Consider the following 26365-nt stretch of genomic DNA (forward strand, 5'->3'; position numbering starts at 1 on the left):
CCGGGTCAGGCCAGTCCCCGCCGGGCCGCCGCCGGGGGGCGGTGGCCCGCGATCGACGCCACCATGTCCAGCACCTGGCGGGTCTCCGCCACCTCGTGCACCCGGTACACCTGAGCGCCCAGCCACGCCGACACCGCCGTCGTGGCCAGGGTGCCGATCACCCTCTCCTTCACCGGGCGGTCCAGGGTCTCGCCGACGAAGTCCTTGTTGGACAGCGACACCAGCACCGGCCAGCCCGTCTCCACCATCTCGCCGAGCCGCCGGGTCGCCTCCAGGCTGTGCCGGGTGTTCTTGCCGAAGTCGTGCCCCGGGTCGATCAGCACCGACTCCCGCGGCACGCCGAGCGCCACCGCCCGCTCCGCGAGTCCGACGGTCACCCGGAGGATGTCGGCCATCACGTCGTCGTACGTCACCCGGTGCGGGCGGGTGCGGGGCTCGGCGCCGCCGGCGTGCGTGCACACCAGGCCGACCCGGTGGCGGGCGGCGACCTCCGCGAGCCGGGGATCGACCCCGCCCCAGGCGTCGTTCAGGAGATCGGCGCCCGCCTCGCAGACGGCCTCGCCGACCTCGTGCCGCCAGGTGTCCACGCTGATCACCACGTCCGGGAAGCGCCGCCGCACCTCCGCCACGAAGCCGACCGTGCGCCGCGCCTCCTCCTCGGCGGTGACCTCCTCGCCGGGCCCCGCCTTGACCCCGCCGATGTCGATGATCGCGGCGCCCTCGGCCACCGCCCGCTCCACGCGCGCGAGGGCGGGCTCGTCGCGGAAGGTCGCCCCCTGGTCGTAGAACGAGTCCGGGGTCCGGTTCACGATCGCCATGATCACCGGCTCGTGCGGCTCGAATTCCCGCCTGCCCAGCCTGAGCATCCGCTGTGGCCTCTCCTCGTACGTCCCGTTGGGCGGCCTCTTCTCGGCCGCCTGCGACCCTAACCGCCAGCACCGCATGGCACGATCGGACCCTGACACATCCGAAGTCGGCGCGCGCCGCGGGACACCCCGTACGCCGGTGCGTGCCGTCCGTGAGACACGAGCGTGGGGACCCTCAGCGATGGTGATGTTCTTGTTCCTTGTGGTGGCCCTCGCCGTCGTGGTCACCGCGGTGACGCTCGCGGTGGTGGGCGGCGGCGAGAACGGCCCGCTGACCGGGACGGGGCCGGAGCTGCTGCGCGACCCGCTGCCCCCGGACCGCCCCGTCGGCCGCGCGGACATCGACGCCCTGCGCTTTCCGCTCGCCCTGCGCGGCTACCGCATGGCCGACGTCGACGACGCCCTCGGCCGGCTCGCCGCCGAGCTGGCCGAGCGCGACGCCCGCATCGCCGACCTGGAGTCCGCCCTGGCCGGCGCCCGGACCGCGGCCGGCGGCGGCGCCCCGGACGAGCCCGAGCAGCAGCAGCGGGAGGAGCAGTGAGCGAGGCCCTGGCCGGCCCGGACGGCGCCCTGCGCTGCCCGTGGGCGCTGTCCACCCCGGACTACGTGGCCTACCACGACGAGGAGTGGGGCCGCCCCGTCCACGGCGACGACGCCCTGTTCGAACGCCTCTCGCTGGAGGCGTTCCAGTCCGGGCTGTCGTGGATCACCATCCTGCGCCGCCGCCCCGGCTTCCGCGCCGCCTTCGCCGGGTTCGAGATCGCCAGGGTCGCCGAGTTCACCGACGCCGACCGGGAGCGGCTGCTGGCCGACCCCGGCATCATCCGCAACCGCGCCAAGGTCGACGCCACCCTCGCCAACGCGCGCGTGCTCGCCGGATGGGCGCCGGGCGAGCTGGACGGGCTGATCTGGTCCCACGCCCCCGACCCGGCCGCCCGCCCGGTCCCCAAGGCCCTGGCCGACGTCCCCGCGCTCACCCCGGAGTCGACGGCCCTGTCCAAGGCGCTCAAGAAGCGGGGCCTGCGCTTCGTCGGCCCCACCACGGCGTACGCGCTGATGCAGGCGTGCGGCCTGGTCGACGACCACCTCGCCGACTGCGTCGCCCGCCGCGCCGCCGCGTGATCCCGTCGCCCGCCCGAGCCGTCGCGCCGCCGGTCAGCGACCGAGGTACTTCGGCTTCTCCTTGTTGACGAAGGCGCGCACCGCGATCGCGTGGTCCTGCGAGGCCCCGGCGCGCGTCTGCAGCTCGTCCTCCTTGTCCAGGGTCTCGGACAGGGAGTGGGTCAGTCCGTACGCCATGGACTCCTTCAGCGCCGCGTACGCCACCGTCGGGCCCTCTGCGAGCGCGCGGGCGACGGTCTCGGCCTCCGCCCGCAGGTCGGCCGCCGGGACGACGCGGTTGGCGATGCCCAGCTCGTACGCCTCCTGCGCCGTGATGCTGCGCGGGAACAGCAGCAGGTCGGCGGCGCGGCCCGGCCCCACGACCCGCGGCAGCGTCCAGGAGACCCCGGAGTCCGCGGTCAGCGCGACCCCGGCGAACGAGGTGTTGAAGGCCGCCGTGTCCGCCACCACCCGGTAGTCGGCGGCGAGGGCGAAGCCGAACCCGGCCCCCGCGGCCACACCGTTCACCCCGGCGACGACCGGCTTGGCCGCGCCCGCGAGCGCCCGCACGATCGGGTTGTAGTGCTCCCGCACGGTGGTCATGGTCCGCCCCCCGCCCGACTCCCGGTCGGAGGCCAGCAGCCCGATGTGCTCCTTGAGGTCCTGCCCCACGCAGAACGCCCGGTCGCCGGCGGCGGTCAGCAGCACGGCCCGTACGGCGTCGTCGCCGGCCGCGGACCGGACCGCGTCCCGGAGGGCCTCCTTGGCCTCGATGTTCAGCGCGTTCATCGCCTCGGGGCGGTTCAGCGTGATCGTCGCCAGTCCGTCGCTCACCTCGTAGAGCACGGTGTCGGCCATGGGGCATCCCCTCCGGTGTCGCGGCTCGGTCCTACCGGTCGGTAGGGCCCGTCATCGAGGACAGCATGGCGGAGATCGGCGGCGCCGGGCCGGAGCGCGCGTGTGACCTGCGTCAAAGAATCTCCGGCAGTTTCCGGTCGGCCGAGGTCCGGCAGGTGGCGCAGTATCGCAGTCGCATCGCCGAATTGAGTGGTTTTGCTCGCGCGCGTTGCCCAAGCGATGCCGACCGATGTTGGTCATCGGGTCGTCCCATGCGGGATAATGGCTGGGAAGCAATGTGTTCGATGCCGGTGTCGCGCGTCCTGCTGAAGGACGCGCGTGCCCTTCAGGGGGCCGCGTCGGCTTTGACGATGAGCTGGGTTTCAGGAAGGGGAACGAGCATGGCGGCCATGAAGCCGCGAACGGGTGACGGCCCGCTCGAGGTGACCAAGGAGGGGCGGGGCATCGTCATGCGCGTTCCGCTCGAAGGCGGCGGTCGGCTCGTCGTCGAGCTGACCCCGGACGAGGCCGACGCGCTCGGCGACGCCCTCAAGAAGGTCGTGGGCTGACGCCGCGAACGACCCCAACCCTTCCGTCCGCCCCGGCGCCGCTTCGGTGCCGGGGCGGACGCGTACCGGGCACCTGCCCTGCTCGTCGGAGGGCGGCTCAGCGCTTGACCGCGCACAGCAGGCCGTCGCCCACCGGCAGGAGCGACGGCACCAGCTCCTGGCTCTCGCGCACCGCCCGCAACAGCTCCCGCAGCCGCACGACCTCCGTGGGCTGCGGACCCGAGTCCACGGTGCGCCCGCCGCCGAAGACGCCCTCGAAGGCGACCAGCCCGCCCGGCCGCAGCAGCCGCAACGATTCAGCGAGGTAGTCCAGCACCTCCAGCCGGTCGCCGTCGCAGAACACCAGGTCGTACCCGGCGTCCGCCAGGCGCGGCAGCACCTCCAGCGCGCGGCCGGGGATGAAGCGCGCCCGGTTGCTGGCGAAGCCGCAGGCGCGGAACGCCTGCCGGGCGAACTGCTGGTGCTCCGGCTCCGGGTCGACGGTCGTCAGCACCCCGTCCGGCCGCATCCCGTGCAGCAGATGGATCCCGGACACGCCGGTCCCGGTGCCGATCTCGGCGACGGCCTTGGCGTCCACCGAGGCGGCCAGCAACCGCAGGGCGGCGCCCGTGCCGGGCGACACCGAGCGCAGCCCTGCCTCGCGGGCCCGGTCGCGGGCCCAGCGCAGCGCTTCGTCCTCGGCGACATAGGCGTCGGCGAACGCCCAGCTCGTCTGCCGGTTGCCGGTAATGACCCTCTCCTGTCCCCACGGTTGCCTGGGCGTGACTGTATCCGCTGCCGCCGGGAACCCGCAGATGGGACCGGACGTTTGGAAGGGCGGGAGACGAGGGCGGGGGACACGGTTGGATCACGACGAACAGCGGGGCGACGAGCAAGTGCTGACGCAGCCGTATGAGCCGTATCAGCCCAGATCAAATTCTCGTAAAACCGCTTATCCGGAGCTAACGGACGAGGTGGCTATGGTAGGGGCTCCACTGGACACCACCAGAGCCGACAGGGGAGGTGCGGCTGCGCCTGTGGACCGGGCAGGAGGGCTGAGGCGCTTCCTCGGGTCGGCGGGCAGGCCGAAATCCGTGAACGACACCGCTGCTGACCACAGCCACGCCGCCGGTTCCTCCGGCGGCCGTGCCCAGACCGCGACCTTCTCCACCGACGCGGACGGGCAGGCTTGGACTCCGCCCACGTGGGAGGAGATCGTCAGCACGCACAGTGGCCGCGTGTACCGACTGGCCTACCGCCTCACCGGCAACCAGCACGACGCCGAGGACCTCACCCAGGAGGTCTTCGTCCGCGTCTTCCGCTCGCTGTCGACGTACACGCCGGGCACTTTCGAGGGCTGGCTGCACCGCATCACCACCAACCTCTTCCTGGACATGGTCCGCCGCAAGCAGCGGATCCGCTTCGACGCCCTCGGCGAGGACGCGGCCGAGCGCCTGCCCAGCCGGGAGCCCAACCCCCAGCAGGTCTTCAACGACGCCCACTTCGACGCGGACGTCCAGCAGGCCCTGGACACCCTGGCGCCGGAGTTCCGTGCCGCGGTCGTGCTCTGCGACATCGAAGGGCTGTCGTACGAGGAGATCGCCGCGACCCTCGGCGTCAAGCTCGGCACCGTCCGGTCGCGGATCCACCGCGGCCGTTCGCAGCTGCGCAAGGCGCTCGCGCACCGCTCGCCGGAGGCGCGCGCCGAGCGCCGCTCCTTCGCCGCCCGGGTGCCCGCTCTGGGAGGAGGGGGCGCGTCCGCGTGAGTGGAACACGGCCCGAATCCGCCGAAGGCCGCCTCACCGGGGACCGTCTGGCGGAACAGCACCTGGGAGACCGGCTCGCCGCGCTCGTCGACGGAGAGCTCGGTCATGACACGCGCGAGCGTGTGCTGGCGCACGTGGCGACCTGCCCGAAGTGCAAGGCGGAGGTCGACGCACAGCGCCGGCTGAAGAACGTCTTCGCCCAGGCCGCGCCCCCGCCGCCCTCGGAGAGCTTCCTGGCCCGCCTGCAGGGCCTGCCCGGAGGCGGACCGATGGCGGGCGACCGTGACGACGGCGGGCTGCCGCCGCTGGGGGGAGGCCTCGGCGACGGCGTCTTCGGCATGAGACGCGGTGAGCGTCTCGGCTTCGACTACCTGCCCGCCGCGGGCTTCCGCATCCATGACGTCGGCCGTCAGGAGGCCGAGCGCGCCGCGGCCTCGCGCGGGCGGCGCTTCGCGTTCGTCGCCGCCGGGGCGGTGTCGCTGGCCGCCATCGCGCTGGGCGGCGTCACCACGGGCACGCCGGGCGACACGGACACCCGCGGCGGCTCGGGCAGCGGCAGCAATGTGACGCCGGTGCGCTCGCCGGGGTCGGGGGCCCCGACGGCGCCCGACGGCCAGCGGCGGCGCGCGGTCGCCCCGCTGCTGGCACAGGGCCAGGGCGGACGGGCCCTCGGCAGTCCGACGGCTCCCACACAGCTGTCCGCCCCGCTGCTGCCGGGCGGCGCCGGGCAGGCGGTGGACACGCTCACGGCGCCCGTCGTCGCGGGCGCGGCCGCCATGTCCCCGCTCATACGCCCGCTCTCGGCGGCCCCGCCGATCGCGCTGACCGCCTGGTCGACGACGCCGGACCTGCTCTCGGAGCCCACCCCCGCCCCGGGGCCCTCCCGCTGACGCCGCTGCGCCCGGGCGCGCGAACCTGGTTGAATCCGAGGTGGCACCGAAGACAGCGGCCACCAACGACGAGCGGGCCGCGCCCGGCTGTGGGGAGAGCATGAACGAGGGGAAGCCCGCGCAGGACCCTGCGGGGCAACGGGAGGGCACCGCGCACGCCGGCGACTTCGAACTGGAACGCCCGAAGCCGCCCGCAGCGGCGGAGGGCGACTTCGCACTGCGCCGGCCGGAGGACGGGGAGGCCGTTCCTGTGCCGGCTCCTCCGTCCGCGACGGTTCCGATGCGCGAGTCCGGTCCGGCGCCCGAGTCCGCTCCGACGCGTGAGTCCGCGGCGGACCGCCCCACGGCCTATGGGCTCGCGGCGGACCGCCCGGCCGCCCGCGAAGAGGCCGTCGAGCCCGTCCCGGCGCCGGAGGCCGGGCCCGCGCCCGACTCCGACGGCACCGCCCCCGCGGCCGTGCCCCCGCAGGACGGGCCCAGGCCGCTTCACGACCCCGACCCCTACAGCACCCCTCCCTATGGCGAACCGGGCCCCTGGGCGCCCGCCCCGCCCGTACAGCACCCCGCCACGACGCCCGCGCAGGGAACCGCCCTGCCGGTGTCCGGCGCGGCCCCGGTCCATGGTGTGCCCGAGCCGTCTGCGCACGGCGTCTTCCCGCCCGGCACGGCGGAAGCGGCCCCCGTCGGGCACGGCCCCGCCCCTGCGCCCGCCCTGCCGGTGTCCGGCGCGGCCCCGGCCCACGGTGTGCCCGAGCCGTCTGCGCACGGCGTCTTCCCGCCCGGTACGGCGGAAGCGGCCCCTGTCGGGCACGGCCCCGCCCCCGCACCCGCCCGGGAAACCGCCCTGCCGGTGTCCGGCGCGGCCCCGGCCCACGGTGTGCCCGAGCCGTCCCCGCACAGCGCTTTCCCGCCCGCCTCGACGGACGCGGCCACCCCCCTCACCGCACCCGCGCCCTTCGCGCCGGGCCCCGTGTCGGACTCCGCCCCCACCACGGCCGGCCCGGGCCCCGGTCCCGTACCCACCCCCGACGCCCCCGCCCCCACCTCCCTGGATCCCTGGCGCCGCTACGACCCCTGGGCCGCTCCCGTGTCCCCCTCCGCCCCCCTCCAGCAGACCGGCGGCGGTGTGCTCACCCGGGACCAGCGGCGGACCAGGGTCAGGCGGGGGCTCGTCGCCGCGGCAGCGGCGATCGCGCTCGTGTCGGGCGGCGTCGGCGGTGTCGTGGGCGCCTATCTGGAGCGCAACGGCGGCGTCGGACAGATCGAGCTGCCCCAGGCAGGTGAGGAGCCCGCCGGGCGGCCCGCGGACAGCGTGGCCGGGATCGCCGCGCGCGCCCTGCCCAGCGTGGTCACCCTGCACGTCAACGGCTCCGGCGGGCAGGGCACCGGCACCGGATTCGTCCTCGACGACCGGGGTCACATCCTCACCAACAACCACGTCGTCGACTCGGCCGACGACGACGGCGAGATAACCGTCACCTTCCACAGCGGCGACACCGCCGAGGCCGAGATCGTCGGCCGGGACGGCGGCTACGACCTCGCCGTCGTCCGCGTCCGGGGCGTCAAGGGCCTCAAGCCCCTGCCGCTCGGCAACTCCGACAACGTCGAGGTCGGTGACCCGGTCGTCGCCATCGGCGCCCCCTTCGACCTCGCCGGCACGGTCACCTCCGGCATCATCAGCGCCCGGGAACGGCCCATCACGGCCGGCGGCGACGACAGCGACGTCTCCTACGTGGACGCCCTCCAGACCGACGCCCCCATCAACCCCGGCAACTCCGGAGGCCCCCTGCTCGACGCCCGCGCCCGCGTCATCGGCATCAACTCCGCGATCCGCTCGGCCGGCGGCGGCCCGGACGACGAGGAGGGCGGCGGCCAGTCCGGCTCCATCGGCCTCGGCTTCGCCATCCCCATCAACCAGGGCAAGCGCGTCGCCGAGGAACTGATCAACACCGGCCGGGCGACCCACCCCGTCATCGGCATCACCCTCGACATGGCCTATGCGGGGGACGGCGCCCGCGTCGGCGTCAAGGACAACGACGGCGGCCCCCCGGTCGTCCCCGGCGGCCCCGGCGACCGGGCCGGCATCGAGCCCGGCGACGTCATCACCGAGGTGAACGGGCAGCGGGTCCACTCCGGCGAGGAGCTGATCGTCAAGACCCGCGCCCACCGTCCCGGCGACCGCCTGGAGCTGACCCTGGTCCGTGACGGGGAGGAGCGCACGCTCTCCCTCGTGCTCGGCTCGAGCGACGGCTGAGCGAACGCATACGAACCTCGCAGTCCGGACCATTCGTCCATGCAGGAAAAGGGAAGAGGGGACGAATCGCCCACTTGCCCACACTCGGGGGGCACGGGGCAGTACCGGTCGGACGGGATCGGCGGGTACCGTGGTGCCGGCCGGACATCGCAAGGAGCTTTCAGGTGTTCAATGACATAGGACCGCTCGAGCTGGTGACGCTCATCGTCCTCGCGGTGCTCGTCTTCGGTCCGGACAAGCTCCCGAAGGTCATCCAGGACGTCACCCGCACGATCCGCAAGATCCGGGACTTCTCGGAGAGTGCCAAGCAGGACATCCGGCAGGAACTGGGCCCGGAGTTCAAGGACTTCGAGTTCGAGGACCTCAACCCCAAGACGTTCCTGCGCAAGCAGCTGGACAACGACGACCTGGGGCTCAAGGAAATCCGCAACGGCTTCGACCTCAAGAAGGAGATGGCCGAGGTCACCGACGCGGTCCACGGCCGCGACGCCGACTCCTCCGCCACCGCCGCGCCGGCCGCCCCCGCCGCCGACCGCGTCGACATGACGAAGAAGCCCGACGACCGCCCGCCCTTCGACGCCGACGCCACCTGAGCCTGCCCGCGGCAGGGGCGACGCCCCGCCGCCCGACGGGCGTGTTCCCGGCGCCCGGGGACGGGGTGGCTATGCTGCCGAGTTGTTGTCCGGACCGGACGAGTACGCCCGATGGGGGGCGGGCCGACCGGTCCGACGAGAGCGAGGAGGCGTCCGGGCACATGGAGACGACGAGTAGGGCAGTCGCGCAGGCGCCGGCCGCGGAGGGCGCATCGCACGCCCCCTCGGCCTGGCGCGCGGTCGACGGCTACCTGCGCGCGCCCTTCCCGTGGTACGGCCTCGACGAGGCGTTCATGGGACCGCGCTGGCTGATGCAGGTCGGCACGACGGCGGACGGCGCGGTGGAGCACGGCTCCATCGGCCACGGCGACGAACCCACGGTGCGGCACGAGGGGACGGAGGACCGGGAGCGGTTCGCGGTCGTGGTGACCGTCGCGGCCCACCCGGTACGGCGCACCGCGGACGGCACGGGCGTACTGGAGGCGACCACGGTGTCGTCCGCGGCCTGGCTCGCGGGCGTCGGGCTGCTGTCGTTCACCTGGCCCGGCCAGATGGACCACAGCCTGCGCGACGACTGGCTGGAGCAGCAGACGGAGACCGCCTGGGCCCTTGCGGACGACCTGGCCGGCCCCGAGTGGTCGACGCTGTCGCTGCCGGTCGACGGGGTCCCCACCCCGTTCCACTACCGCGAGTCGGAGTTCGGCTGGGTCCTGGCCGGATCCACCGAGTCCAAGGTGCACGTGGGCGCGTACGGCAGGGGGATGAGCGCGTACGGGCTGGGCTTCGCGATGATCAAGGACATCGCGCAGTACGCCTGACCGGGCGCGCGGTACGTCCCGCGCAGGACGTGACGAAGGGGCGCCGGCGCCGGCGCCCCTTCCCGTGTCCGTCCGGCCGGTCGGAACCCGGTCAGAACTTGTTCTTCGGGGTGATCCCCAGCGACAGCCCCGACAGTCCGCGCTGACGGCCGCCCAGCTTGCCCGCGATCGCGCGCAGGGCCGCGCCCGCCGGGGACTCCGGGTCGCTGAGCACCACCGGCCTGCCTTCGTCGCCGCCCTCGCGCAGCCGGACGTCGATCGGGATGGAGCCGAGCACCGGGACGTTCGCCCCGGTCGTGCGGGTCAGGCCGTCGGCGACGGTCTGACCGCCGCCCGTGCCGAACACGTCGACCATCTCGCCGCAGTGCGGGCAGGGCAGCCCGGACATGTTCTCGACCACGCCGACGATCTTCTGGTGGGTCTGCACGGCGATCGAGCCGGCCCGCTCCGCCACCTCGGCCGCCGCCTGCTGCGGGGTCGTCACGACCAGGATCTCGGCGTTCGGCACCAACTGGGCCACCGAGATGGCGATGTCACCGGTGCCGGGCGGCAGGTCCAGCAGCAGCACGTCCAGGTCGCCCCAGTACACGTCCGCCAGGAACTGCTGCAGCGCCCGGTGCAGCATCGGGCCGCGCCACACCACCGGGGCGTTGCCCGGCGTGAACATGCCGATGGAGATCACCTTCACGCCGTGGGCGGACGGCGGCATGATCATGTTCTCGACCTGGGTGGGACGTCCGTCCGCGCCGAGCATCCGCGGCACGGAGTGGCCGTAGATGTCGGCGTCCACGACACCGACCTTCAGCCCGTCCGCCGCCATCGCCGCCGCCAGGTTGACGGTCACGGACGACTTGCCGACCCCGCCCTTGCCGGAGGCGACCGCGTAGACGCGGGTCAGCGAGCCCGGCTTGGCGAAGGGCACCTCCCGCTCGGTCTGGCCGCCGCGCAGCGCCGCCGCCAACTCCTTGCGCTGCTCGTCGCTCATCACGTCCAGCGTGACGTCGACGCGCGTGACGCCCTCGACCCGCGAGACCGCGTCGGTCACCCGCTGAGTGATCGTGTCCCGCATGGGGCAGCCGGAGACCGTCAGGTACACGGTGACCGCGACCGCACCGTCCGCACCGATCTCCACCGACTTGACCATCCCGAGTTCCGTGATGGGGCGGTTGATCTCGGGGTCGTTCACCGTCGCCAGTGCCTCGCGCACCGCGTCTTCCGTAGCCATAGGGACGATGGTACGGCGCGCGGCGGGGACCCGGGAAAGCCCGTCAGCGGTCGTCTACGTCACGTGCCCCCGACCGGTCGGCCGGGAATACCCGCCGCCCGTCCCGCCTGCCGTCCGCCCGGTCCTCCAGCTCCTTCACCACGTCCTGCAGCTCGGAGCGGATCCAGTCCCGCGTGGCCACCTCGCCGAGCCCGATGCGCAGGGCGGCGATCTCCCGGGTCAGGTACTCGGTGTCCGCGATCGAGCGCTCGTTCTGCTTGCGGTCCTGCTCCAGGTTGACCCGGTCGCGGTCGTCCTGCCGGTTCTGCGCGAGCAGGATCAGCGGGGCGGCGTAGGAGGCCTGCAGCGACAGCATCAGCGTCAGGAAGATGAACGGGTACTCGTCGAACCGCAGCGCCTCGGGCGCGGAGACGTTCCACACCACCCACAGCACGATGGCGAACGTCATCCAGACGATGAACCGCCCGGTGCCGAGGAAGCGCGCGATCCGCTCCGACACCTTGCCGAAGGCCTCCGGGTCCCACTCGGGCAGCAGCCGGCGGCGCGGCGGGCGCGGCTGGTCCAGCCGGGGGCGGCTGCGCGTGGTGGCGGTGGCGCCCGCCGGTACCCGCTCCCGGCCCGTCTCGCGCCACGCCTCGCGCTCAGGCGCCATCGGCGACCGCCCCCTCGACGTCCTGGTCGAAGTGGAACTCCGTCTCCCGCCAGTCCTCGGGCAGCATGTGGTCCAGCACGTCGTCCACCGTCACCGCCCCCAGCAGCGAACCCGACTCGTCCACGACGGGCGCCGCGACCATGTCGTACGTCGCGAAGAACCCGGCGACCAGCGGCAGCGCCGCCCCGGGCGCGAGCGTCTGGAGATCGTCGTCGACGAGCGAGCTGACCAGCGTGTACGGGGGGTCGCGCAGCAGCCGCTGGAAGTGGACGGTGCCCAGGTACTTGCCGGTCGGCGTCTCGTCGGGCGGGCGGCAGACGTAGACCTGGGCGGCGAGGGCGGGGGAGAGGTCGGGGTTGCGGACCCGGGCGAGGGCGTCGGCGACGGTGGCGTCGGGACGCAGCACGATCGGCTCGGTCGTCATCAGACCGCCCGCGGTGTGCTCCTCGTACGCCATCAGGCGGCGCATGTCGGCGGCGTCGGAGGGCTGCATCAGGCTCAGCAGGCGCTCCTTCTCCTCCTCGGGCAGCTCGGCGAGCAGGTCGGCGGCGTCATCGGGGTCCATGGCCTCCAGGACGTCGGCGGCCCGCTCCTCCTTCAGCTTGCCGAGGATCTCGATCTGGTCGTCCTCCGGCAGCTCCTCCAGCACGTCGGCGAGCCGGTCGTCGTCCAGGGCGGAGGCGACCTCGGCGCGCCGCTTGGCGGAGAGGTGGTGCAGGACGTTGGCGAGGTCGGCGGGGCGCAGCTGCTCGAAGGTGGCGAGCAGGCTCTCGGCGCCCTGCCCGTGCTCCTCCAGCGAGAACCCGGTGACCGCGGACCACTCCACCGTCAGCGTCTCGCCCTTGGCCCGCCGGAACGCGCCGCCCCTGCGGCCCTTGCGGACGAAGACGCGGTCGATCTCCCAGTCGCGCCGGGCGGGCAGCTGCTGCACCGACAGGTCCAGGACGGTGACCTCCTCGCCGGTCTCGACCAGCGTGACGCGCCGGTCGAGCAGTTCCCCGAAGACGAGGCGCTCGGTGGGGCGTTGTTCGAAGCGCCGGACGTTGAGCACGCCGGTGGTGATGACCTGGCCGGACTCGATGCCGGTGACCCGGGTCATGGGCAGGAAGATCCGGCGGCGGGTGGCCAGTTCGACGACCAGGCCGAGCAGCCGCGGGGGCCGTCGGCCGACGCGCAGCATGACGACTAGCTCGCGCACCCGGCCCACGGTGTCGCCGTTGGGGTCGAAGACGGCGACACCGGCCAGGTGCGAGACGAAGATCCGGGGGGCGCCCGCTGCCATGACCGCGCCTCCTTCTCCCACGGGTGTCTGTCTTGTTCCGATTGCCCGCTTGCGTGGGCTTCAGGCTAGCCGGTACTGATCGGCTCCGCCCCGGAGAACGGTCCGGACGGACTGGCTCCGCCCGCTTCACCTGGCCCCGGTACGCTGCCGTACGCCGCCCAGGACCACCGATCGGAAAGGCAGTCCCACCTGTGACCGCGATGCTCCACGGCCGTCTCCGCCGGGCCGCACTGGTGAGCGCGATGTGCGCACTGGCCGTGACCGGAACGGGGCTGACAGGGTGCAGCAGCGAGGACCCCGACGCGGGCACGAACGGGGTCGGCAAGCTGCCGCCCGAGCAGATCCAGACCCGGACGCGGAAGGCGGCGGCGTCCGCCGAGGCCGTGCACCTGTCCGGGACCGTGGTCGCCGGCAAGAACACCTACTCCCTCGACATGCGCCTGAAGGGCGACGGCGGCACCGGGTCGGTCACCGCGGAGGGGGCCACCTTCCGGCTGCTGCGGGTCGGCGAGGAGCTGTTCCTGATGGCCGACGCGGAGTTCTGGAGCGACGGCGAGGAGGGCGACTCCGAGGCGGCGGCGGGCAAGCTGGAGGGCAAGTACGTGAAGGTGCCCGAGGGCGACCCCTCGTACAAGAGGTTCAGCGGCTTCACCGACAAGGACCAGCTCCTCGACGGCCTGCTCACCCTGCACGGCGCCCTGAAGACCGACGGCCGCCACGAGCAGTCCGGTGTGCGCACCGTCCGCATCACCGGCGACGAGGGCGCCGGCGGCACGCTCGACGTCTCCCTGGAGGGCACCCCGTATCCGCTGCGGCTGGTGCGCGCGGGCGGCGCGGGCACGCTCCGCTTCTCCGAGTGGGGCAAGGACTTCGAGCTGAAGCAGCCGGCGAAGGAGGAGACGGTCGACTACGGCCGCCAGCTGCCGACGACTTGAGCGGCCGGCCCGGCTACTTGCGCCGGCGCTTCCTCAGGAGCCGGGGCAGCCCCGCCGGGATCGGTTCGCGCGTCGTGGCCGGCGTCGACGCCGGCGCGGCGGCCAGCGAGCCCTGCGGCAGCGGGTGCGTCTCACCGGTCGGCGCCAGCCGCACCACCCGGCACTCGCGTCGCCAGCGTTCCGTCATCGCCTCGCCGTCGGGGGCGTTGAGCCGCTTGCCCTTCAACTCGGCGACGGCCGCCTCCCACTCCTCGGACCCGGCGGCGGGCTCCTCCACGCGCGCCGTCCAGGAGACCAGCCGGCCGCCCTTGTCCTTGCTGCGGACCGTCACCTCGGCGCTCGCCCCGCCCACCAGCCCCGGCAGCGGCTGCTCCCCCGGACCGTCGCCGACGACGTACGCGGCGCCGTCGTGCCACACATGCCACAGCGCCCGCGCGGCCGGCACGCCGGAGCCCTTGACCCAGATCAGGCCGGACTTCTTCGTGGCCTCCTCGACGAGGGCCCGGTCGAGCAGCTCACCAGTCATGGGACCCAGACTATCCGGGCCGCCCTCACAGCCAGCCGTTGCGCTTGAGGGTGCGGTGGATCCCGAAACAGATCATCGCGGTGACGCCGAGCACCAGCGGGTAGCCGAACCTCCAGCGCAGCTCAGGCATGTAGTCGAAGTTCATCCCGTACACCCCGCACACCATCGTCGGCACGGCGATGATCGCGGCCCACGACGTGATCTTGCGCATGTCCTCGTTCTGCGCGACGGACGCCTGCGCGAGGTTGGCCTGGAGGATGGAGTTGAGCAGCTCGTCGAAGCCGGTCACCTGCTCCTGCACCCGGGCCAGGTGGTCGGCGACGTCCCGGAAGTACTTCTGGATGTCCGGCTCGATCAGCCGCATCGGCCGCTCGCTGAGCAGCTGCAGCGGACGCATCAGCGGCTGCACCGCCCGCCTGAACTCCATCACCTCGCGCTTGAGTTGGTAGATCCGGCCGGCGTCCGTACCGCGCGGTGCGCCCTTGCGGCCCGGGGAGAACACCTCGGTCTCCACCTCGTCGATGTCGTCCTGCACCGCGTCGGCGACCGCGACGTAGCCGTCCACGACGTGGTCGGCGATGGCGTGCAGCACGGCCGAGGGGCCCTTGGCGAGCAGCTCGGGGTCGTCCTGGAGCCGGTGCCGCAGCGCCCGCAGCGAGCCCTTGCCACCGTGCCGGACGGTGATGAAGAAGTCCCGGCCGGTGAAGCACATCACCTCGCCGGTCTCCACGACCTGGCTGCTGGCGGTGAGTTCGTCGTGCTCGACGTAGTGGATGGTCTTGAAGACGGTGAACAGCGAGTCGTCGTACCGCTCCAGCTTGGGCCGCTGGTGGGCCTGCACCGCGTCCTCGACGGCGAGCGGGTGCAGCCCGAACTCCCCGGCGATTCCGGCGAATTCGGCCTCGGTCGGCTCGTGCAGCCCGATCCAGACGAAGCCGCCGTCGCGCCGCACCTGACGCATCGCCTCGTGCGGGGTGAGCGGCCCCGCCGTCTCGACGCGGGTGCCGTCGCGGTAGACGGCGCAGTCGACGACGGCGCTGGTGGAGCGGGGGTCGCGCGTGGTGTCGTACGCGCCGGATTCCTTGCGCAGCGCGGGACGCGAGGGCCGGACCGCGGCGCGCAGGTCACGGATCATCGACATGGCAGGCTCCTTCGCGAGCAACGAAAGGCCGCCGGCGGCGGGTGGAACTGCCCGGAATGGGGACGTCCTGCGGGTCTTCCCGACATCGCGCACGGGAAGGAGGTTTGGCACGTCCACAAAGCGGGGAGCACCGCACCGTCGCGGTGGCGAGCTTCGCTACTGATTCAGCTGCTGATGCAGATCAACAGAACAGTCAGACAGATCAGGCAGAACGAACGAAGTGCTCTTCCGTGTGAAGACGCGTGAGCGAAAGGCGGCGGCGGGCCAGAGCCAAGCAGCTACGTCAGTGGCCGTCAGTGGCCGGAAGAGCGGGTGCTACTGCACGGTCGACTTCGATCCATGACAGCCCCACCTCCTCCGGTCGGTCCCTCGTGAGGGACGAGCCATTCCCCCTGATACGGGGTGTTCCCCGCAGGGGAGTCTTCAGGCGTCGGACGGGAACGCGGCTCCCTCAGTGCCTCGACGGCCTGCCAGGGGCCTTGGCGCGCTGCCCGAACACCGGCCAAGAGTATCAGCCGACTGAAGTGTCAAGGTGCTGCTTTGCCCGCTCCTGACGAGTTCTATGCTCACCGCATGGCTGACGTTCTTCCTTTGGTCGAGGCCCGGTTGCGCACCGCGCTCGGCGAGCCGGACGCCCGCGCCGCGGTCACCTTCCTCGGCACCGACCGCATCGAGGTGCTCCGCTTCCAGGAGGGGGACGTCGTCCGCTACGCCACGCTCGGCATGTCCGCCCAGCCCATGTCCGACCCCACGGCCCTGGTCGCCGACCCGGTGGCGGGGCCGCGCGCCGAACTGGTCCTGTCGGTCCGCGCGGGGCGCGCCGACACCGACAAGGTGCTCCGCCCGCTCGCCGTGCTCGCCGCCTCCCCGCAGGTCGAGGGCGTCGTCGTGGCGCCGGGCGCGTCACTGGACGTCGGCGAGCCGCTGTGGCCCGGCGCTCCCTTCACCTCCGTGCTGGTGGCCGAGCCCGGCGGCCTGGTCGAGGACCTGGAGCTGGACCCGCCGCTCGACCCCGTGCGGTTCCTGCCGCTGCTGCCGATGACCCCGAACGAGGCCGCCTGGAAGCGCGTGCACGGTGCCGCGGCCCTCCAGGAGCGGTGGCTGACGCACGGCACCGACCTGCGCGACCCGGCCCGCCGGTCCGTCCCGCTGGACTGACCCGGCGCCCGAGCGAGCGGTCGCCGGAGGTGAGGAACGTCACCCGTACCGCCGCTCGGCCCGGGTTTCCCCCGGACGGGTGATCGTCCTTGACGGGACGGGACTTGGGTAGGACCGTGGAGCCCTATGAGGGGCGAACCCAGTTGCCCGAAGTGTGGTGGCCGGGTCAGGGCTCCCGGACTCTTCGCCGATTCCTGGCAGTGCGATGTCCACGGCGCCGTGCATCCGCTGCAGCCCGTGATCCCGCCCAGCGTCGAGGCCCTCAGCGTCGTGGTGCATCGCACGCAGGTACCGGTGTGGATGCCGTGGCCGCTGCCGGTCGGCTGGCTGTTCACGGGCGTGGCCTGTGCCGGCGACGACCGCAGCGGCGGCCGCGCCACGGCAGTGGCCTGCTCCGGCCCCGGGCCGCTCGGCGGCATAGGGGAGCTGATCCTGGTCGCCGAGGAGCTCGGCGTCGGCCTCGGCGCGCGGTACGCGGGCATCGACGGCCCGGACCCGGGCCCGTACATGGACGTCGGCAAGCCGCCCCAGGCCAAGGTCCTCGCCGCCGGCCGTCCCACCCCCCTCTGGCTGGTCTCCGGCACGCCGGACGACCGCGCGGTCTTCGCGGGCGAGGCGCTCGGGCTGTGGCTGTGGGCGGTCGTCTGGCCCGAGCAGTCGGGGCTGCTGATGTACGACGAACTGGTGCTGACGGACGTCCGGGAGGCCGGGGCGGAGCTGGAACTGGTGCCGTGCGGGGCGTTGTCGCCGCGGTTGCTGCATCCGTAGGCGGCGTGGGGGCGCACGCGTGGCGGGAGGCCGCCCGGTGGAGCCACGCGTAGGGGGCGCTCCCGGCGAGCGGGTGTGACACGGAGGTGACCGGCGGGCGGCTATCCTGAGTGCTCGTCCCCCGCCCGCTGCCCGTCCCACCGCTTGGAGTCCGTGTCGTGCGCATAGACCTGCACACCCACTCCACCGCGTCCGACGGGACGGACACCCCCGCCGAGCTGGTGCGACACGCCGCCGCCGCGGGGCTCGACGTCGTCGCCCTCACCGACCACGACACCACCCGCGGCCACGCCGAGGCACTCGCCGCCCTGCCGGAGGGGCTGACCCTCGTCACCGGCGCCGAGCTGTCCTGCCGTCTGTCCGGTGTCAGCATGCACATGCTCGCCTACCTCTTCGACGCCGAGGAGCCCGCGCTGCTCGCCGAGCGTGAGCTGGTGCGCGACGACCGAGTGCCGCGGGCCAAGGGCATGATCGCCAAGCTGAACGCGCTCGGCGTGCCGGTCACCTGGGAGCAGGTCGCGCGGATCGCCGGCGACGGCTCGGTCGGACGGCCGCACGTCGCCTCCGCGCTGGTCGAGCTGGGCGTCGTGGAGACCGTGGGCGACGCGTTCACCCAGGAGTGGCTGGCAGACGGCGGGCGGGCCTTCGTGGAGAAGCACGAGACCGACCCCTTCGAGGCGATCCGGCTGATCAAGGATGCCGGGGGCGTCGCCGTGTTCGCGCACCCGGCCGCATCCAAGCGGGGCCGTACGGTGCCGGATGCGGTGATCGCCGAGCTGGCCGCCGCCGGGCTCGACGGCATCGAGGTCGACCACATGGACCACGACCCGGACACCCGGGCGCGGCTGCGCGGCCTGGCCAAGGAACTGGGGCTGCTCGTCACCGGCTCCAGCGACTACCACGGCAGCCGCAAGACCTGTGTGCTCGGCGAGTACACCACCGACCCCGAGGTGTACGGCGAGATCACGCGGCGCGCGACCGGGGCGTTCCCGGTGCCGGGGACCGGCGGGGCCTGACCGAGGCGCACGGCGTTGTGCCGCGCCCGCCCCCGTTCCCCCTTCTCATTCCTCAGCGCAAGGCCAGTACCACCCTTATGTTCGACGTCGCCGTCTTCGGCTCCCTCTTCGTCACCCTTTTCGTCATCATGGATCCCCCAGGGATCACCCCGATCTTCCTCGCCCTGACTTCCGGGCGGCCCGCCAAGGTGCAGCGGCGGATGGCGTTCCAGGCCGTGTGCGTCGCCGGCGGCGTGATCACCGTCTTCGGGCTGCTCGGGCACCAGATCCTCGCCTATCTGCACGTCTCCGTGCCCGCGCTGATGATCGCGGGCGGGCTGCTGCTCCTGCTGATCGCGCTCGACCTGCTCACCGGCAAGACGGACGAGCCCAAGCAGACCAAGGACGTCAACGTCGCCCTCGTACCGCTCGGGATGCCGCTGCTGGCCGGGCCGGGCGCGATCGTGTCGGTCATCCTCGCCGTCCAGAAGGCCGACAGCGCCGCCACACAGCTGTCGGTGTGGTCGGCGATCCTCGCCATCCACGTCGTGCTGTGGCTGGTGATGCGCTATTCGCTGCTGATCATCCGGGTCATCAAGGACGGCGGCGTGGTGCTCGTGACACGGCTCGCGGGCATGATGCTCTCCGCGATCGCCGTGCAGCAGATCATCAACGGCGTGACGCAGGTGATCCGGGCCGGCGGCTGACCCCGCCGTCCCCGGCGCATACAGCGCGGCCCTCACCGGAAAGGCTCCCGGTGAGGGCCGCGAAGTGTGTGAGAGTACGATCCGCGTTACGAGGCCGGGGTCCCGGCCGGGCGGATCCACAGGCGCTGGCCGATGGCGGCAGCCTGCTGCACGATCCGGTTGACGGAGGCCGCGTCCACGACGGTGGTGTCGACGGGCGTGCCGTCGACGTCGTCGAGGCGCATGATTTCGAAGCGCATGGGGCTTCTCCCTTCGTCTGGTCATCCTCCTGAGGAGAACTACTGGGTGGAGTCCCGTGCGGCGGAAGTGCCCCGGGTTCCATACGTATGCAACAGGCCGACTGTTACGAACATTCCCTATGCTAAATAAATTTTTCGAACGACTAATTACTGACCGGTAAGCTGCTCGTTCGAGACTAACCGGGACCGGTTGTGTTCGCAGCGTGACCACCGGAACAATGGGTGATGATGAACGACGACCTCGCGGCCCTGGCCGCCCGCATCGACCGCACGAACGAGCTGCTCCAGCGGATGCTCGCCGAGGTGGCCAAGACGCCCTCGACCCACGCGATCTTCGTCGACGCCGGGTACCTTTACGCCGCCGCGGGACGGCTCGTCGCCGGCACCGAGGACCGGCGGGCGTTCGACCTGGACGCCGAGGGGCTCATCGACGCGCTCATCGACCGGGCCCGCACGATCTTCGCCGACAGCCGGCTGCTGCGGGTCTACTGGTACGACGGCGCCCGCCGCCGCATCCACACAGCCGAGCAGCAGACCATCGCCGAACTGCCGGACGTCAAGGTCCGCCTCGGCAATCTCAACGCCAACAACCAGCAGAAGGGCGTCGACTCCCTCATCCGCACCGACCTGGAGTCCCTCGCCCGGCATCGCGCCATCAGCGACGCGGCCCTCCTCGGCGGCGACGAGGACCTGGTCTCGGCGGTCGAGGCGGCGCAGGGCTACGGGGCGCGGGTGCACCTGTGGGGCATCGAGGCGCCCGAGGGCCGCAACCAGGCCGAGCCGCTGCTGTGGGAGGTCGACAGCCAGCGCACCCTCGACCTCGACTTCTTCAAGCCGTACGTCGCCCGGCGCACGGCCGCCGCCTACGAGGCCACCGCCGCCGCCCGCCCCACCCGCGAGGACGTCCGCTTCATCGGCGCGCAGATCTCGGCGAAGTGGCTCGCGGCACGGGGCCGGGACGCCCTGGTCGAGCTCCTGCCCGGGCACCCCTATCTGCCGGGCTCGGTGGACCAGGACCTGCTGGTGGAGGCGGAGGGCATGCTCCAGTACTCCCTGCGCGGCCAGGCCGACCTGCGGCGGGCGCTGCGGGACGGGTTCTGGGAGCACCTGCAGACGCAGTACTGAGCGGTACCAGCGGTACTGGCAATACGGGCCGACGGCCGACGGCCGTACGGGCGGCGTCAAGCGGCGGGGGTGGTGGGGTCTTCGGCGTCGTCGGCGGCGGTGCGGGGTGCGGTCGTGGGGGCGTGGGCGTCCCAGAAGTCGGCGACGGCCCGGGCCGTCGGAAGCGGGCGGTCCGCGTTCGGCGAGTGCTCGGCTCCCTTGACGACGGTGCGGCGCGCGCCCAGCCGGTCCGCCATCTCGTCGAGGAGCGGCAGCGGCCAGGTGTCGTCGCGCTCGCCCGACAGCACATGGACGGGAAGCGGTACGGCGGCCAGCTCGGCGACCCGGTCCGGCTCGGTGCACAGCTGCCGGCCCGTGGCCAGCAACTGCGCGGGCCTGTTGCCCAGCCAGCGGCGGCGCAGCAGCTCGGGGCCGCCGATGCCGCGTGCCGGACCGCCGACCTCCTCCGGCGGTCCCATGGCCCCGATCGCCTCCCACACCTCGGCCATCGTCATCGCGGAGAGGGCGTCGTGCAGCAGCTTCACGCGCTGCTGCTGAGAGACGGAGATCTGCGCGGGGCCCGACGACATGAGCGTCAGCGAGCGGAACGGGCAGTGGTCGAGCAGCACCGCCGCCCGCGCGATCTGGCCGCCCAGGGAGTGCCCGAGCAGATGCACCGGCGCGGTGCCGAGCGCCTGTGCCTGTGCGAGGACGTCCAGCGCCAACTCGCGCTGCCCGTAAGCGGTTTCGTCGTCGACCGGTCCGTCCGACTCGAACTGTCCGCGGCCGTCCACGGCGACGGTGCGGTATCCGCGCTCCGCGAGCCGTCCCTGCATCAGGCGGAAGTCCTCCTTGCTGCCGGTGAACCCGGGCAGCAGGAGCGCGACGCCCTTCGGCTCGACGCCGGGGGCCGCGGGCACGTCGACGACGGCGAAGTCCCCGCGGGCGGTGCGCAGGAAGCGGGCGTGGGCGTCGGAGGGCGGTGCGGGAGGCGTCGGGGTGCTCACCCGGGGCAGGGTAGCGGGAACGCCGACGGCCCGGTCCCACGCGGGGTGGGACCGGGCCGTCGTACGGGTGCTCGCGTGGATCAGCCGTCGCTGGGCTCCGCGGCGACCGTCGCCTTGCGGATCCGGCGGCGCGGCTTCGCCTCCGGCTCCTGCGTGGACTGCGCCGGGATCCCGGCGGTCGCCTCGGGGGCGGCGGCCGGGGCGGTCGCGGCGGTTTTGCGGGTGCGGCGGGCCTTCGGCTTGGCCTCGGCGGCGTCGCCGGCGGCCGTCGCCGTCTCCGACGGTGCCGTGGCCGCATCCGTGGCCGTGGTCGCTGCCGCGGTCTTGCGGGTGCGCTTCGGCTTGGCCTCCGCTGCCTGAGCGGTCTCGGTCGTCGCCTCGGGGGAGGGGGCGGCCGTTGCCGTCTTGCGGGTGCGGCGGACCTTGGGCTTGGCCTCGGCGCCCTCGGCAGTGTCGACGGCGGCTTCGGCGGTGGCCTCCGGGGCGGCCGCGGCTGCCTTGCGGGTACGGCGCGGCTTGGCGGCGGGTGCCTCCGTGGCCTCCGCTGCCTCGGCCGTCGCCTCGGCGGCCTCGGGGGCGGTCGTGGTCGCTGCCGTCTTGCGGGTGCGGCGGGTCCTCGGCTTGGCCTCGGCGCCCTCGGCCGTCTCGACGGCGGCCTCGGGGGCCGTGGTCGCTGTCGTCTTGCGGGTGCGGCGGCGCGCCGTGGTTTCCACCGTCTCCACCGTCTCCGCCGGCTGCGTCGCCTGCGGGGCGGACGCGGCGGTCGCCTCTGCGGCCCCGGCCGTCTCGGCGGGGGCGGCGGACGCCTGAGCCGTCTTGCGGACGCGACGGCGGCGCGGCTTCGCCGCGGTCTCGTCGGCGTCCACGGCGGCGGACGGGCCCTCGGCCGTCTCCACGGCGGTCCGTGCGGCCTCGGCGGCCGGGGTCTCGACCGCTGCCGCGACCGTCGCCGTCGCTTCCGCCGGGGTGCCGCCGCGGGTGCGGCGACGGCGGCGCAGGGTCCGGGGAGCGGTCAGCTCCTCGGCCGTGACCTCCGCGGTGGCGGTGGGCTCGGCGGTGACCGGAGCCGACGCGGGCGTCTCGGTGAGCGGCGTACCGCCTCGCATCCGACGGCGGCGGCGCGGCGTTCCCGCGCGCTCGCCGTCGTCGGAGCGGGACTCGTCGCGGCTCTGACGGCCGTCACGGCTGTCGCGCCCGTCCCTGCTGTCCCTGCCGTCACGGCCGCCTCGGGTGCCGCGTCCGCGGCCACCCCGCCCGCCCGGCTCGCCCAGGTCCTCCATCTCCTCGGCCGCCAGGCCGGCCCGGGTGCGCTCCGCGCGCGGCAGGACGCCCTTGGTGCCCTCGGGGATGCCGAGGTCGGAGAAGAGGTGCGGGGAGGTGGAGTACGTCTCCGGCGGGTCGGCGAAGTCGAGGTCCAGCGCCTTGTTGATGAGCTGCCAGCGCGGGATGTCGTCCCAGTCGACCAGGGTGATCGCCGTACCCTTGGCGCCCGCGCGGCCCGTACGGCCCACCCGGTGCAGGTACGTCTTCTCGTCCTCCGGCGACTGGTAGTTGATGACGTGCGTCACGCCCTCGACGTCGATGCCGCGGGCGGCGACGTCGGTGCAGACGAGGACGTCGACCTTGCCGTTGCGGAACGCGCGCAGCGCCTGCTCGCGGGCGCCCTGCCCGAGGTCGCCGTGGACCGCGCCGGAGGCGAACCCGCGGCGCTGGAGCTGCTCGGCGATGTCGGCCGCCGTGCGCTTGGTGCGGCAGAAGACCATGGCCAGTCCCCGGCCGTCGGCCTGCAGGATGCGCGCGACCATCTCGGGCTTGTCCATGTTGTGCGCGCGGTAGACGAACTGCTTGATGTTCGCGACCGTCGCGCCCTCGTCGTCCGGCGCGGTGGCGCTGATGTGCGTCGGCTGCGACATGTAGCGGCGGGCCAGGCCGATGACGGCGCCCGGCATGGTGGCCGAGAACAGCATGGTCTGGCGGCGGGCCGGAAGCAGGTTGATGATCTTCTCGACGTCGGGCAGGAAGCCCAGGTCGAGCATCTCGTCGGCCTCGTCCAGGACGAGCGACTTGATGTGCTTGAGGTCGAGCTTCTTCTGGCCCGCGAGGTCCAGGAGTCGGCCGGGGGTGCCGACGACGACGTCGACGCCCTTCTTGAGTGCCTCGACCTGGGGTTCGTAGGCACGGCCGCCGTAGATCGCGAGGACGCGGACGTTGCGCACCTTGCCCGCGGTCAGCAGGTCGTTGGTGACCTGGGTGCACAGCTCGCGCGTGGGGACGACGACGAGCGCCTGCGGGGCGTCGGTGAGGTCCTCGGGCTCGGCGCGGCCGGCCTCGACGTCGGCGGGGACGGTGACGCGGTCGAGGAGCGGGAGGCCGAAGCCCAGCGTCTTGCCCGTGCCGGTCTTGGCCTGGCCGATGACGTCCTTGCCGGAGAGGGCGACGGGAAGCGTCATCTCCTGGATGGGGAAGGGGGTGACGATGCCGACGGCCTCCAGGGCCTCGGCGGTCTCGGGCAGGATTCCGAGGGATCGAAACGTCGTAGTCAGGGTGCTGCCTCTTCTGTGTGTGCGGTGCGAGGCGAGCGCGGGGGTCGTGTCGGACCGTGCCGGGGACGTCGGCCGCCGTGTTCGGTCGGGCCGTGTGGCACGGGACCACTTCCGACGCTCTAGCGTTCGTACCGCTGAGGGGTCCCTCCGATCGTCGTACGCACTGTGCCGTACGGTCAGGGAGAGCTGTCGGGTCGGAGCCGATCGGGCCACCGACCGGGCATCCTCATACGTGCGGCCTGTCGAGATACGTCCGATTCCGCTGGCGTACTCAGCAGGCGCATTACCACCATACCCCGGATTGGCGCACACGCGATGGCCGATTCGGTCACGTTGTGGTCGTCACACCTGCCGACCCGGTCCGCCGGGTGTCGTGCCCGTACCGATTCCGGCGGTCCCGCGCGTCTGCGTCGTCCCACTGGTGACCAGGGACTTCCGCCGTGCGGTGAGCGGGCTATTGTGCGCTGCATGACCACCTCTGACAGGCCCGAGAACGCCTCCGACAGCCCCGACGAGTCCGCCGCCCACACGGGGATCGCCGCCCAGGACTGGGCGACCGCCTCCGCCGATCCGCAGTACCGGGCCGCGGTCGTGGACCTGCTCGGCGCGCTCGCGTACGGGGAACTCGCGGCGTTCGAGCGGCTCGCGGAGGACGCCAAGCTGGCGCCGACCCTGGAGGACAAGGCGGAGCTGGCGAAGATGGCGTCGGCGGAGTTCCATCACTTCGAGCGGCTGCGGGACCGGATCACCGAGATCGGCGAGGAGCCGACGGCGGCGATGGAGCCGTTCGTGGCCGCGCTGGACGGCTTCCACAAGCAGACGGCGCCGTCGGACTGGCTGGAGGGCCTGGTCAAGGCCTACGTCGGCGACTCGATCGCCAGTGACTTCTACCGCGAGGTGGCGGTACGGCTGGACTCCGACACCCGGTCCCTGGTGCTGGCGGTTCTGGACGACACCGGCCACGCCGGCTTCGCCGTCGACCGGGTGCGTGCGGCGATCGACGCCGACCCGCGTGTGGGCGGGCGGCTCGCGCTGTGGGCGCGGCGGCTGATGGGCGAGGCGCTGTCGCAGTCCCAGCGGGTGGTCGCGGACCGCGACGCCCTGTCCACGATGCTGGTGGGCGGCGTCGCCGACGGCTTCGATCTCGCGGAGGTGGGCCGGATGTTCTCCCGCATCACGGAGGCCCACACGAAGCGGATGGCCGCGTTGGGGCTGGCGGCTTAGGCGGTTCGGGGGCGGTGGGCCGGACGGCGGTTGGGCCGGATGGTGCTTGGGCCGGATGGCGGTTTGGCCCGACGGCAGTTTGGTCGGACGGCGGTTCGGTCCGATGGCCGTACGGTCGGACGGCGGTCCGCTCCATTGCGGTGGGGTCGGGCGGAGGCCCCTGGGGCTTCGCCCGCGCGGTCGGCGGCGGCCGGTGGGCGGCGGCCGGTGGGTTGTGACGGATCGAGGCGGTCGGGCGGTCGGCGGCGGCCGACGGGTGCGGTCGGCGGGCAGCGGTGGCGTCACGGGCGGCCGTCCATCGGTGCGCAGGGCACGGACGTCATCGCCGCGTCGTGTGTCCGCCGCGGCCTGCGGACGGTGCGGCTGCGGGCCTGCCGCGGAGGTGGACCGCCCGCCGCAGGCGATCGCGGCGGCGGTCGTTCAGGCCGTCGCCGAGCGGCGGCGGAGTCTTCCCGACGGGCGCACCAGCAGCGACAGCGACGCCGCCGAGACGATCGCCGCACCGGCCAGGACCAGCAGAATGCCCCCGGCCTCCAGCGCGCCGTGCGTGACGAAGGCGCCGAAGAGGGCGCCGGCGATCCCCGTGGACAGGACGAGCGGGCGGGCCGGAAGGCGGTGCGGCAGGCGACGGGCCAGGGCCCACGACAGGGCCAGGCCGAGGATCGCGGAGCTGAGCGCTTCCAGGAGCATGTCGGGGTCCTTCCACACGGCCGGTCTGCCCTGATCGGTCGTAGCCCGTCCTACCCGTGGCCTGCGGAATGCAATCCTCCCCTGTGCGCGAGTTGTGAGCCGTTCGTGAAGCCGGGGGCCTCCGGGAACGCCGGAGCCCGGCGGTTCTGAAAACCGCCGGGCTCCTGTGCTCGGGTCGTGCTCGGGTCCGGCTACAGCGCGCCGAAGCCCACCTTGCGCGGGGCCGGCTCGCCCAGCTCGACGTACGCGAGACGGTCGGCCGGGACCAGCACCTTGCGGCCGTGCTCGTCCACGAGGCTGAGCAGCTGCGACTTGCCGGCCAGTGCCTCGGCCACCACGCGCTCGACCTCTTCGGCGCTCTGACCGCTCTCCAGAACGATCTCGCGCGGCGCGTGCTGCACGCCGATCTTGACCTCCACGGCTATGTCCCTCCGACGGTCAGTGAAGTGCGCGGACGTCCGCGCCGTACCCAGCACACATTAGCCCGGTGAGGGGA

At 73.2% G+C, this 26365-nt stretch carries 28 protein-coding genes; 15 read left to right on the forward strand and 13 right to left on the reverse strand.

All coding sequences use genetic code 11. The features are described from left to right. Nucleotides 1-5: 5 nt before the first annotated feature. A complete protein-coding gene (gene folP / locus ACZ6KF_RS09035; protein WP_469157401.1) occupies nt 6-866 on the reverse strand; it encodes a dihydropteroate synthase in 861 nt (286 codons plus the stop codon). 181 nt (nt 867-1047) lie between these two features. Between folP and ACZ6KF_RS09040 the strand changes: the two genes are divergently transcribed. Next, nucleotides 1048-1407 (forward strand): DivIVA domain-containing protein, encoded by a 360-nt coding sequence (locus ACZ6KF_RS09040; protein ID WP_469237840.1) that lies wholly within the window; start codon nt 1048-1050, stop codon nt 1405-1407. Then, complete coding sequence (locus ACZ6KF_RS09045; RefSeq protein WP_356626402.1) at nt 1404-1988, forward strand: DNA-3-methyladenine glycosylase I; 585 nt, start codon at nt 1404-1406, stop codon at nt 1986-1988. Before ACZ6KF_RS09040 ends, ACZ6KF_RS09045 begins: the two co-directional genes overlap by 4 nt. Before the next feature lie 33 nt (nt 1989-2021). Here the strand turns inward: ACZ6KF_RS09045 and chcB are convergent, their stop codons facing one another. After that, on the reverse strand, nt 2022-2825 hold the full coding sequence (gene chcB, locus ACZ6KF_RS09050; RefSeq protein WP_469237842.1) for a 2-cyclohexenylcarbonyl CoA isomerase: 804 nt from the start codon (nt 2823-2825) through the stop codon (nt 2022-2024). A gap of 380 nt (nt 2826-3205) precedes the next feature. On the opposite strand from chcB, the gene ACZ6KF_RS09055 reads away from it, so the two are divergent. Continuing rightward, on the forward strand, nt 3206-3373 hold the full coding sequence (locus ACZ6KF_RS09055) for a DUF3117 domain-containing protein (protein ID WP_003966491.1): 168 nt from the start codon (nt 3206-3208) through the stop codon (nt 3371-3373). A 97-nt stretch (nt 3374-3470) separates the two neighbouring features. On the opposite strand, the gene ACZ6KF_RS09060 is transcribed toward ACZ6KF_RS09055, so the two are convergent. Next, entirely contained in the window at nt 3471-4169 is a 699-nt protein-coding gene (locus ACZ6KF_RS09060) for an O-methyltransferase (protein WP_356626800.1), read from the reverse strand. Between the two features lie 163 nt (nt 4170-4332). Here ACZ6KF_RS09060 and sigE point away from each other — a divergent pair, with 163 nt between their 5' ends. From sigE to ACZ6KF_RS09085, 5 genes are all read left to right on the forward strand, one after another. Continuing rightward, complete coding sequence (sigE, locus tag ACZ6KF_RS09065) at nt 4333-5118, forward strand: RNA polymerase sigma factor SigE (protein ID WP_356626405.1); 786 nt, start codon at nt 4333-4335, stop codon at nt 5116-5118. Then, the gene (locus ACZ6KF_RS09070; RefSeq protein ID WP_469237844.1) at nt 5115-6008 is read left to right on the forward strand and encodes an anti-sigma factor family protein; all 894 of its coding nucleotides are present in this window, start codon (nt 5115-5117) and stop codon (nt 6006-6008) included. Before sigE ends, ACZ6KF_RS09070 begins: the two co-directional genes overlap by 4 nt. A gap of 40 nt (nt 6009-6048) precedes the next feature. Continuing rightward, nucleotides 6049-8262, forward strand: a complete 2214-nt coding sequence (locus ACZ6KF_RS09075; protein WP_469237847.1) for a S1C family serine protease — start codon at nt 6049-6051, stop codon at nt 8260-8262. 164 nt (nt 8263-8426) lie between these two features. Continuing rightward, nucleotides 8427-8855, forward strand: a complete 429-nt coding sequence (locus ACZ6KF_RS09080) for a sec-independent translocase (protein ID WP_356626409.1) — start codon at nt 8427-8429, stop codon at nt 8853-8855. 161 nt (nt 8856-9016) lie between these two features. Then, on the forward strand, nt 9017-9673 hold the full coding sequence (locus ACZ6KF_RS09085; protein WP_469176024.1) for a hypothetical protein: 657 nt from the start codon (nt 9017-9019) through the stop codon (nt 9671-9673). 91 nt (nt 9674-9764) lie between these two features. Here ACZ6KF_RS09085 and ACZ6KF_RS09090 read toward each other — a convergent pair whose 3' ends face one another. The 3 genes from ACZ6KF_RS09090 to ACZ6KF_RS09100 are packed head-to-tail and all read right to left on the reverse strand — an operon-like array spanning nt 9765 to nt 12832. Continuing rightward, nucleotides 9765-10898, reverse strand: coding sequence for an Mrp/NBP35 family ATP-binding protein (locus ACZ6KF_RS09090; protein WP_356626412.1), 1134 nt, complete (start codon nt 10896-10898; stop codon nt 9765-9767). 43 nt (nt 10899-10941) lie between these two features. Next, nucleotides 10942-11550, reverse strand: a complete 609-nt coding sequence (locus ACZ6KF_RS09095; protein WP_356626414.1) for a DUF1003 domain-containing protein — start codon at nt 11548-11550, stop codon at nt 10942-10944. Then, entirely contained in the window at nt 11540-12832 is a 1293-nt protein-coding gene (locus ACZ6KF_RS09100) for a magnesium transporter MgtE N-terminal domain-containing protein (RefSeq protein ID WP_356626416.1), read from the reverse strand. The genes ACZ6KF_RS09095 and ACZ6KF_RS09100 overlap by 11 nt, the downstream gene beginning before the upstream one ends. A gap of 200 nt (nt 12833-13032) precedes the next feature. Here ACZ6KF_RS09100 and ACZ6KF_RS09105 point away from each other — a divergent pair, with 200 nt between their 5' ends. Further along, entirely contained in the window at nt 13033-13767 is a 735-nt protein-coding gene (locus ACZ6KF_RS09105) for a LolA-like protein (RefSeq protein ID WP_356626802.1), read from the forward strand. A 13-nt stretch (nt 13768-13780) separates the two neighbouring features. Here the strand turns inward: ACZ6KF_RS09105 and ACZ6KF_RS09110 are convergent, their stop codons facing one another. Then, nucleotides 13781-14293 carry a hypothetical protein gene (locus tag ACZ6KF_RS09110; RefSeq protein WP_356626418.1) on the reverse strand — a complete coding sequence of 171 codons (513 nt, stop codon included), beginning with the start codon at nt 14291-14293 and terminating at the stop codon, nt 13781-13783. A gap of 25 nt (nt 14294-14318) precedes the next feature. Continuing rightward, complete coding sequence (locus ACZ6KF_RS09115; RefSeq protein ID WP_356626420.1) at nt 14319-15434, reverse strand: magnesium and cobalt transport protein CorA; 1116 nt, start codon at nt 15432-15434, stop codon at nt 14319-14321. A gap of 573 nt (nt 15435-16007) precedes the next feature. On the opposite strand from ACZ6KF_RS09115, the gene ACZ6KF_RS09120 reads away from it, so the two are divergent. The 4 genes from ACZ6KF_RS09120 to ACZ6KF_RS09135 all read left to right on the forward strand — a co-directional run bounded on the left by ACZ6KF_RS09120 (nt 16008) and on the right by ACZ6KF_RS09135 (nt 19062). Continuing rightward, on the forward strand, nt 16008-16592 hold the full coding sequence (locus ACZ6KF_RS09120; RefSeq protein ID WP_356626422.1) for a suppressor of fused domain protein: 585 nt from the start codon (nt 16008-16010) through the stop codon (nt 16590-16592). Nucleotides 16593-16718: 126 nt separating this feature from the next. Beyond that, entirely contained in the window at nt 16719-17360 is a 642-nt protein-coding gene (locus ACZ6KF_RS09125) for a DUF6758 family protein (RefSeq protein ID WP_356626423.1), read from the forward strand. Nucleotides 17361-17518: 158 nt separating this feature from the next. Then, the gene (locus ACZ6KF_RS09130) at nt 17519-18376 is read left to right on the forward strand and encodes a PHP domain-containing protein (protein WP_356626425.1); all 858 of its coding nucleotides are present in this window, start codon (nt 17519-17521) and stop codon (nt 18374-18376) included. A 77-nt stretch (nt 18377-18453) separates the two neighbouring features. Continuing rightward, on the forward strand, nt 18454-19062 hold the full coding sequence (locus ACZ6KF_RS09135) for a MarC family protein (RefSeq protein WP_356626426.1): 609 nt from the start codon (nt 18454-18456) through the stop codon (nt 19060-19062). Between the two features lie 86 nt (nt 19063-19148). On the opposite strand, the gene ACZ6KF_RS09140 is transcribed toward ACZ6KF_RS09135, so the two are convergent. Next, entirely contained in the window at nt 19149-19301 is a 153-nt protein-coding gene (locus tag ACZ6KF_RS09140; RefSeq protein WP_356315535.1) for a hypothetical protein, read from the reverse strand. A 228-nt stretch (nt 19302-19529) separates the two neighbouring features. Between ACZ6KF_RS09140 and ACZ6KF_RS09145 the strand changes: the two genes are divergently transcribed. Then, entirely contained in the window at nt 19530-20426 is an 897-nt protein-coding gene (locus tag ACZ6KF_RS09145) for an NYN domain-containing protein (RefSeq protein ID WP_356626428.1), read from the forward strand. Nucleotides 20427-20482: 56 nt separating this feature from the next. Here the strand turns inward: ACZ6KF_RS09145 and ACZ6KF_RS09150 are convergent, their stop codons facing one another. Together ACZ6KF_RS09150 and ACZ6KF_RS09155 are read right to left on the reverse strand one after the other, a co-directional pair. Beyond that, a complete protein-coding gene (locus ACZ6KF_RS09150) occupies nt 20483-21412 on the reverse strand; it encodes an alpha/beta fold hydrolase (protein WP_356626430.1) in 930 nt (309 codons plus the stop codon). An 80-nt stretch (nt 21413-21492) separates the two neighbouring features. Continuing rightward, complete coding sequence (locus ACZ6KF_RS09155) at nt 21493-23862, reverse strand: DEAD/DEAH box helicase (protein ID WP_356626432.1); 2370 nt, start codon at nt 23860-23862, stop codon at nt 21493-21495. A gap of 561 nt (nt 23863-24423) precedes the next feature. Between ACZ6KF_RS09155 and ACZ6KF_RS09160 the strand changes: the two genes are divergently transcribed. Continuing rightward, nucleotides 24424-25179 (forward strand): ferritin-like fold-containing protein, encoded by a 756-nt coding sequence (locus ACZ6KF_RS09160; protein WP_356626433.1) that lies wholly within the window; start codon nt 24424-24426, stop codon nt 25177-25179. Nucleotides 25180-25599: 420 nt separating this feature from the next. On the opposite strand, the gene ACZ6KF_RS09165 is transcribed toward ACZ6KF_RS09160, so the two are convergent. Next, on the reverse strand, nt 25600-25869 hold the full coding sequence (locus ACZ6KF_RS09165; RefSeq protein ID WP_356626434.1) for a hypothetical protein: 270 nt from the start codon (nt 25867-25869) through the stop codon (nt 25600-25602). A gap of 191 nt (nt 25870-26060) precedes the next feature. Then, entirely contained in the window at nt 26061-26288 is a 228-nt protein-coding gene (locus ACZ6KF_RS09170; RefSeq protein ID WP_073940165.1) for a DUF3107 domain-containing protein, read from the reverse strand. Nucleotides 26289-26365: the final 77 nt, after the last annotated feature.

The sequence above is a fragment of the Streptomyces sp. NPDC046379 genome (assembly GCF_055587785.1).